The sequence below is a fragment of the Okeania sp. SIO2B9 genome, from assembly GCF_010672505.1.
GTDB lineage: Bacteria > Cyanobacteriota > Cyanobacteriia > Cyanobacteriales > Microcoleaceae > Okeania > Okeania hirsuta.
The window spans coordinates 1-6,403 of sequence record NZ_JAAHGK010000315.1 but is presented as its reverse complement, the minus strand read 5'-3'; the positions used below and the strand labels follow the sequence as shown (position 1 = coordinate 6,403).

Below are 6,403 nucleotides of genomic sequence, written 5' to 3'. Positions count from 1 at the left end.
AGGGAATTGGGGACTAAATATGATGAGTTGCTGGCTAAATATTCTAGTGATGAAAGTCTAAGCAAAGTCCAAGCTATTACTAAATATTTTGATAGGCAGATTGAGGCGATAGCGCTTATTGAGAAGTCCATGGCTGAAACTCCTAATATTCCTGCACTTCTGCAAATTAAGGCAATTAAAATTGGTGCAATTCAAGCTAAAAAAAGTTTTCTTTTGGCTGCTGAATCGGGTGTAAATGTAGATTTACTGGAGGCTATAAACACAGAAAAAGCTAAGGACTTCAAAACTCTAATTCCTTTTAAAGTAATTAGCCTTGCTCTTAGAAGGTTATGGCTAATGCTTAAAAAGGCCAATTGTACTAATTGAGCGATCGCTATAGTTGTCCCAAAAGGTTTAGGAAGTAAGTAAAAAAGTTACTCCTAAACTTCTCACCTTCTAAAAATCTAGACAATCCTAGACACACTCTTCATCGGTGATGTTAAGCGAAGCCATGGGAATGCTGACTCCTGTGAGGGAACGCGCACCAAGCAGGTTGAAAAATACTCCCCACCTCCCCATCTCTTTTTAAATAGATCTCAAATGGGTTCTATAGAAACCTAAAACCTTATCAGTATAGCTACCAATCTCACCTTGATTATATTGATTTGGATCTCCTGCCATCCACCATGCTGCTGCTCGACGCACTGCTAACGACTCATCATTACCACTAGCAGCATACTGCTCTTTCAAAATATCTTCCATTACGCATCCCAAAATTTCCCTTGCTTTTGTTGTATTTGCTTCAAACTCTTTTACAGTCATTTCCTCTCCAGTGCAAAGTCTCGACCACCTGGGAATATTATCTGGCTTAATTTGCCAGTCGCTATACAATCCATCATTTTCTGTTCCTGTTTGCGGTGCCGCTAGTCGGAGTGCTTCAACTAATGCCTGAACTTGAGTATTTGATATCTGTGCTTTTGCTGGCATTACCCAAATTATTAAAACAGCAACGATCCCTAATATAAATCTCATAGTGTCTCACCTATAACCAGAAGTCAATTTGACTTTATATTATATATTAAGTTAAAGGTGTTTGTGTTATATAAGTAATACCAAATTAATAAATATTTGCTACAAATAGCTAGGATATTTCTTAGGAGTCAACCCACCCCTAACCCCTCCTGGGAGGGGAAGTCAGGAGGACCGAGTCAGAATGAATTGCTTCAATACCATTTTTCAGGTCGCAAATCATTCTTTTCTCTTGGTGCGCTACCAGATGTGACTAGCGTCGTCGCGGGATATGACGCAAGGGAATGCTGACTCCTGTGAGGGAACACGCACCAAGCAGGTAGAAAAATGCTCCCATCCCCCCATCTCCCCATCTTTAACTATATAAATATAATATAGATAGACCTCAAATGGGTTCTATAACATCTTGCTCTAGGGAGGTTCCATAGAACTTCCCTACTTTCTCCTCGGTTCGCTGTTACCCAAAAGCTTTAATTTCTGCAACTAATTTATCAATTTCTGCCTCTTGAGTAAAATAATGAACACAAGCTCTTACACAATCTGGATCGAGAATAGTTCGTACCATCATTCCCTGCTTTTCTAAATATTCAACTAACTGTTGATGAGACTTACCATTAGTTAACTGAAAAGAAACTAATCCAGCTTCTGGCGGTGCAGTTCGCAAACAATTAATCTCAGGAATTTTCTTTAAATTTTCCCATAAATATGCACTTAATTCTTTAATTTTTTCATATCTTTCTTCAGCAGTTCCCCACTGATTATGTAGAGCGATCGCCTCCTTTAAAGCCGGAGATAAAGGATAAGCAGAAGTCGCAATTTCGTAACGTTTACCATTAGGTTGCCAAGCAATTGGTTTACCACTTTTATCTTTGATAACACTCCGCCATCCAATAAAAGTAGGGCTTAAATTTTTCCTGGCTTCAGCACTGACATAAAGTCCCCCTAAACCACCAGGACCACACCACCATTTATGACCAGTAAAAGCATAAAAATCAACTTCTGTTTCGGCTAATTTTAAAGGTAAAACCCCTACAGATTGAGCAGCATCAACTAATACTTTTACTGGAAAAGGAGAGAAACTTTGACACATTTTAACAATTTCAGTCAATGGCAAAACCTGACCTGTATTCCACAATATATGGCTAATTACTAATAATTTAGTGTTTGGGCGTAAATTATTAGCAATAACTTCTACAGGGTCTCCTTCATTTAAAGTTGCCATAATCGGGCAAGTAGAAACCTCTATTTTAAAACGTCTTTGAATCTCCTCAATTGTAGCAATCACTCCAGGATGTTCGCAGTCAGAAAGTAATATATGGTCTCCTGCTTGCCAATCAATCCCCCAAAGTGGAATGTTACAACCGACAGTAACATCTTCTGTCAGAGTAATAGTATCTGGAGAAACTCCTAACTCAGCAGCGATCGCCCTCCGGACTGAAGCTACTTGTTTTTCTACCCAAATTCCGGCTTTTCCAGAAAAAGGTCCGATATTTTGTATTTCTTGATAAGACTGATAAATTGCCTGTAAAGATGCTTCAGGCATTGGTCCTTGCCCACCATAATTAAAATAAATTTTATTAGCTAAAGCCGGAAAATTTTGTTGATAATTTGATAATTGAGAGGGATGATGATTCATATAAATATTGCAGATTATCTAATCATTTAGTGCTTTGGGATTATACCATAAATTTTTATTTAAACTTGTAATTCTTCTAAAACAGACTTAGCAATAATAAACTCATTTTCTAATTGAGTGAAAAGTGTTTCTGCTTCTGCTTTTGTTATGGTACCAGCTTTAGCCTTCTGCTCTAATATTGCAGAGATTTCAGCCAAGCGCACTACTCCTAAATTACCACTGCTACCTCTCAAAGAATGAGCGCTTTTTTTTAGTGTTTTTGTGGCAGAGTTATCGATCGCCTCTTTAATAGCTAGTAACTGCTGTGGAGTATCTTCAATAAACAAATCGATCAGGTCCGTTACCAGATCTGCTTCGCCCTCTATCTGTACTTCTTGGCGAATATTTTCAATGACCTCCACTATCACTGGAGGAGAACTAGAAGCTGTTTGTGATTGTGGTGGTGGAGATGGTAGAGAAGGAGTTTTTTCTAACTGTTGTGTTTGTAGCGCAAGAGTTTTTTTTGGCTATGATTATTTCTCCCCAATTTTCCAGTATTTCCTGTACATCTTCAATCTTAACTGGTTTACTCATATAATCATCCATACCAGTTTGCAAACAAATTTCCCGATCGCCCTCCATAGCTCCCGCCGTCATGGCCACAATAACAGGTCTGTTGTCTAACTCATTGCCATATTTGTCACAAATATGTTTTGTTGCTTCCAAACCATCCATTTCTGGCATTTGCACATCCATCAACACCAAATCATAGGGTACTTTTTCTAAAGCTATCAAAGTTTCTAATCCATCACTAACCACATCAGGGCGATAACCCATTCGTCCTAACATCGACAATGCAACTTTTTGATTCACTACATTATCTTCAGCTAGTAAAATTCTTAAAGGTAGTCGTATCGCCAGATGGCTATCAATCTTGATCTCAGCTTGATTTTTCATATTGACTACCTGATTAGCAAAAATCTGCATCAGTACTTTATATAACTGATCTGGCTTAATCGGCTTATTTAGACAAGCTTGCAAATTGCTTGTATTACCTTTGGGAGAACCTATTGAAGTTAACATAACTAATGGCAGTGTTTTCAGTTCAGGAAACTTACGAATTTCAGCAGCTAAAGTTAGACCATCCATTTCCGGCATTTGCATATCTAAAATAGCTAGATCAAACTTTTTACCTTTCTTCAGCAACTCTAAAGCTTTTGCAGCACTATCTACTTCTGTAGATATGATATCCCATTTTTTATTTTGTATTTTTAGAATCAGTCGATTAGTAGGATTATTATCAACTACTAATATTCGTTTACCATTAAGTTGAGGCTGAGGGTTTTGATAAACTTTAGGAATACTGGGAGCACTTTGAGCTAAGATTGTGAAGTGAAACGTTGAACCTACAGCAAAAGAATTTGCAGAAGCTAAATTATTTTGATTTACCAAGGGATTTCCAGCGACATTACCCCCGCTTTCTGCCCACATTTGTCCGCCCATCATTTCACACAGTTTCTTACTGATAACTAAGCCTAAACCTGTACCCCCGTATTTACGAGTAGTTGAAGAATCTACTTGAGAAAAAGGCTGAAAAAGTCGCTTTAAACCTTCTGGTGGAATACCAATACCAGTATCTCTGACAGCAAAATGGATTTGGTGGGTGGGAGATTGAGAATTGTCTGAGTTAACTTCTTCAGCAGTAACATTTATTACTACTTCTCCAGAATGAGTAAATTTAACAGCATTACTGACTAAATTGACCAGAATTTGACGCAGCCGAGTCACATCACCCATAATTCTGCAGGGAGTATAATCGTCTATAATGTAGGCTAAGTCTAATGCTTTATCTGTAGCTTGAGGCACTAGCAAATCTAGACAAGATTCTACACATTCTCGGAGGTCAAAAGCTTGGCTTTCTAACTCTAACTTATCGGCATCTATTTTTGAGAAGTCGAGAATATCATTAATAATGATTAACAAGTTATCTCCACTACTGCGAATAATTTCCACAAAGTTTCGTTGTTGGGGATTGAGATTAGTATCTAGCAGCAAACCAGTCATCCCAATTACTCCATTCATTGGGGTACGTATTTCGTGACTCATGTTGGCCATAAATTCTGATTTCAGCTTGGCTATAGATTGAGCTTCCTTTAAGGCCGCATTTAATTCCTGATTTTTTTGTTCTAATTCTGCTGCTATTTTGGTCGTTTGTTCCTGAGTTTTGACTTTTTCTTCCAGATAAACTTGAAGTTTGTTGACTGCAGGTCTAAATACAAATACTCCCTCTGATATTAGTAGTAATATCGCAACTGTTAATAATAAATTTTCGATTCGTCTAGTTTGCTGAACCTTTTGTCGAGCTTCGGCATCATATTGGAAGACAATTTGATTCATCCGTGGAAGAAAAAGGGCCTCATTTTTGAGAATGGTTTCTACAAAAGGGCTAGTATTTGCTTGTGGTGACTGTGAGTTAATGATTACTAGCAAACCCTGAGCGGCCTTAACTATTGCTTGATAATATTCGTCCATCTCCGCAAACATTTGTTTTACCGTGGGACTATTATTACTGGGTAATCCTAAGTCTGAATCACCTTTTTGTAGTCCCTCATGGGAGGTTTGGAACAACTGGACAACATTTTCGAGTTCCTGTTGACGTTGTTTTCTGACTTTTGAGTTGGAGCTAGACTGGATAGCTAATGCTGCTTTGCTAAGTTTTTGACTCAGCATTCGTTGACGACCTGCGATGTTAATTACCCGAGAACTGGTAAACTGATATTTTAGGGATCTTTCTACTAAAAATTGTTCAAATATAAATAATCCGGCTATTACGCTGAGTCCGGCAATATAAAGTACCGTCAGGCGATTAGTTGGAGATGGCTGGCGTAGCTTTTTTGACATTTTTATAGTTATTGTTGCAGTGAATTTTTTCTATATTTCACTGTTGAATAGTCAGAAATGTTTGGTCTTTATATCTCGATTTTATCTCAATTCAACAAGTGGACTAGACTAACTATATATATATATAGTTGTGCTATTTTGGATTTTTAACTTCCGCAAAGTGGTTGACTCACTAACTAAATAATTAATGTTTATAACTGACTCTCAGCTACTTTCTTATCAACGTTGTTCTAGAAAAGTATTTTTAGATACCTATGGAGATTTTACGCAACAAGATTCTCCTAATGATTTTCTGCTGAAATTAATTAAAGATAGTTCGGAATTTAGGTCGAGCATTATCAAGAATTATATTTATCAAAAGCCTGATTATCCTCGTGGAGATTTAATTGCAGGGGGAAAAGCTACAGAAGTATTAATGGCAGCAGGTATTGATGTTATTTATCAGGGAATATTAATTATTCAGCAATCTTCAATCAACTCATTCTCACAAAATCAGACTATTAATTTGGTCAGTCATCCAGTTTTATTGATTAAACAGCCTGGATATTCTCGGTTTGGTGATTGGGTTTATATTCCCACAGATATTAAGTTAAGCAAACGTCCGAAATTAGAATATCAAATAGTTGCTACTTTCCACGCTCAAATATTAGCAAGTATTCAAGGAGTTTGGCCAGAAGCTGCTTGGTTGATTCTCCGAAAGAAAGGGTTATATAAAGTTAATTTAGAAAAGCGAATTGAGCAAATGCAGGAAACTATTTCTGAGTTAATTTCAATGTTGCAAAATCGCTTAGAACCAGAAGTATTTATGACACGGCAAAAATGTAGTATTTGTACTTGGTATAGTAGTTGTCATACTGTTGCGGAAACTCAAAAACATTT

7 protein-coding genes are annotated in these 6,403 nt (G+C 37.2%); 3 read left to right on the top strand and 4 right to left on the bottom strand.

The window, feature by feature from the left end; translation table 11 throughout:
- Nucleotides 1–366, top strand: a 366-nt coding sequence (locus F6K13_RS13075; RefSeq protein WP_287287587.1) for a hypothetical protein, incomplete at its 5' end; no start/stop codon positions are given.
- 198 nt (nucleotides 367–564) lie between these two features.
- On the opposite strand, the gene F6K13_RS13070 is transcribed toward F6K13_RS13075, so the two are convergent.
- The gene (locus tag F6K13_RS13070; RefSeq protein ID WP_124145177.1) at nucleotides 565–1,011 is read right to left on the bottom strand and encodes a hypothetical protein; all 447 of its coding nucleotides are present in this window, start codon (nucleotides 1,009–1,011) and stop codon (nucleotides 565–567) included.
- A gap of 96 nt (nucleotides 1,012–1,107) precedes the next feature.
- Between F6K13_RS13070 and F6K13_RS13065 the strand changes: the two genes are divergently transcribed.
- Nucleotides 1,108–1,299, top strand: a complete 192-nt coding sequence (locus F6K13_RS13065) for a hypothetical protein (protein ID WP_287287585.1) — start codon at nucleotides 1,108–1,110, stop codon at nucleotides 1,297–1,299.
- Nucleotides 1,300–1,465: 166 nt separating this feature from the next.
- Here F6K13_RS13065 and F6K13_RS13060 read toward each other — a convergent pair whose 3' ends face one another.
- The 3 genes from F6K13_RS13060 to F6K13_RS13050 are packed head-to-tail and all read right to left on the bottom strand — an operon-like array spanning nucleotide 1,466 to nucleotide 5,524.
- Nucleotides 1,466–2,644 carry an aminotransferase class V-fold PLP-dependent enzyme gene (locus tag F6K13_RS13060; RefSeq protein ID WP_124145178.1) on the bottom strand — a complete coding sequence of 393 codons (1,179 nt, stop codon included), beginning with the start codon at nucleotides 2,642–2,644 and terminating at the stop codon, nucleotides 1,466–1,468.
- 59 nt (nucleotides 2,645–2,703) lie between these two features.
- On the bottom strand, nucleotides 2,704–3,051 hold the full coding sequence (locus tag F6K13_RS13055; RefSeq protein ID WP_124145179.1) for an Hpt domain-containing protein: 348 nt from the start codon (nucleotides 3,049–3,051) through the stop codon (nucleotides 2,704–2,706).
- A 10-nt stretch (nucleotides 3,052–3,061) separates the two neighbouring features.
- Complete coding sequence (locus F6K13_RS13050) at nucleotides 3,062–5,524, bottom strand: response regulator (protein ID WP_124145180.1); 2,463 nt, start codon at nucleotides 5,522–5,524, stop codon at nucleotides 3,062–3,064.
- Between the two features lie 187 nt (nucleotides 5,525–5,711).
- Here F6K13_RS13050 and F6K13_RS13045 point away from each other — a divergent pair.
- Nucleotides 5,712–6,403, top strand: a 692-nt coding sequence (locus tag F6K13_RS13045) for a TM0106 family RecB-like putative nuclease (RefSeq protein WP_287287583.1), incomplete at its 3' end; no start/stop codon positions are given.

Bases quoted from the DNA above. Each gene is read 5' to 3' on its own strand.
- F6K13_RS13070 (WP_124145177.1), bottom strand. From the start codon at position 1,011: ATGAGATTTATATTAGGGATCGTTGCTGTTTTAATAATTTGGGTAATG.
- F6K13_RS13060 (WP_124145178.1), bottom strand. From the start codon at position 2,644: ATGAATCATCATCCCTCTCAATTATCAAATTATCAACAAAATTTTCCG.
- F6K13_RS13050 (WP_124145180.1), bottom strand. From the start codon at position 5,524: ATGTCAAAAAAGCTACGCCAGCCATCTCCAACTAATCGCCTGACGGTA.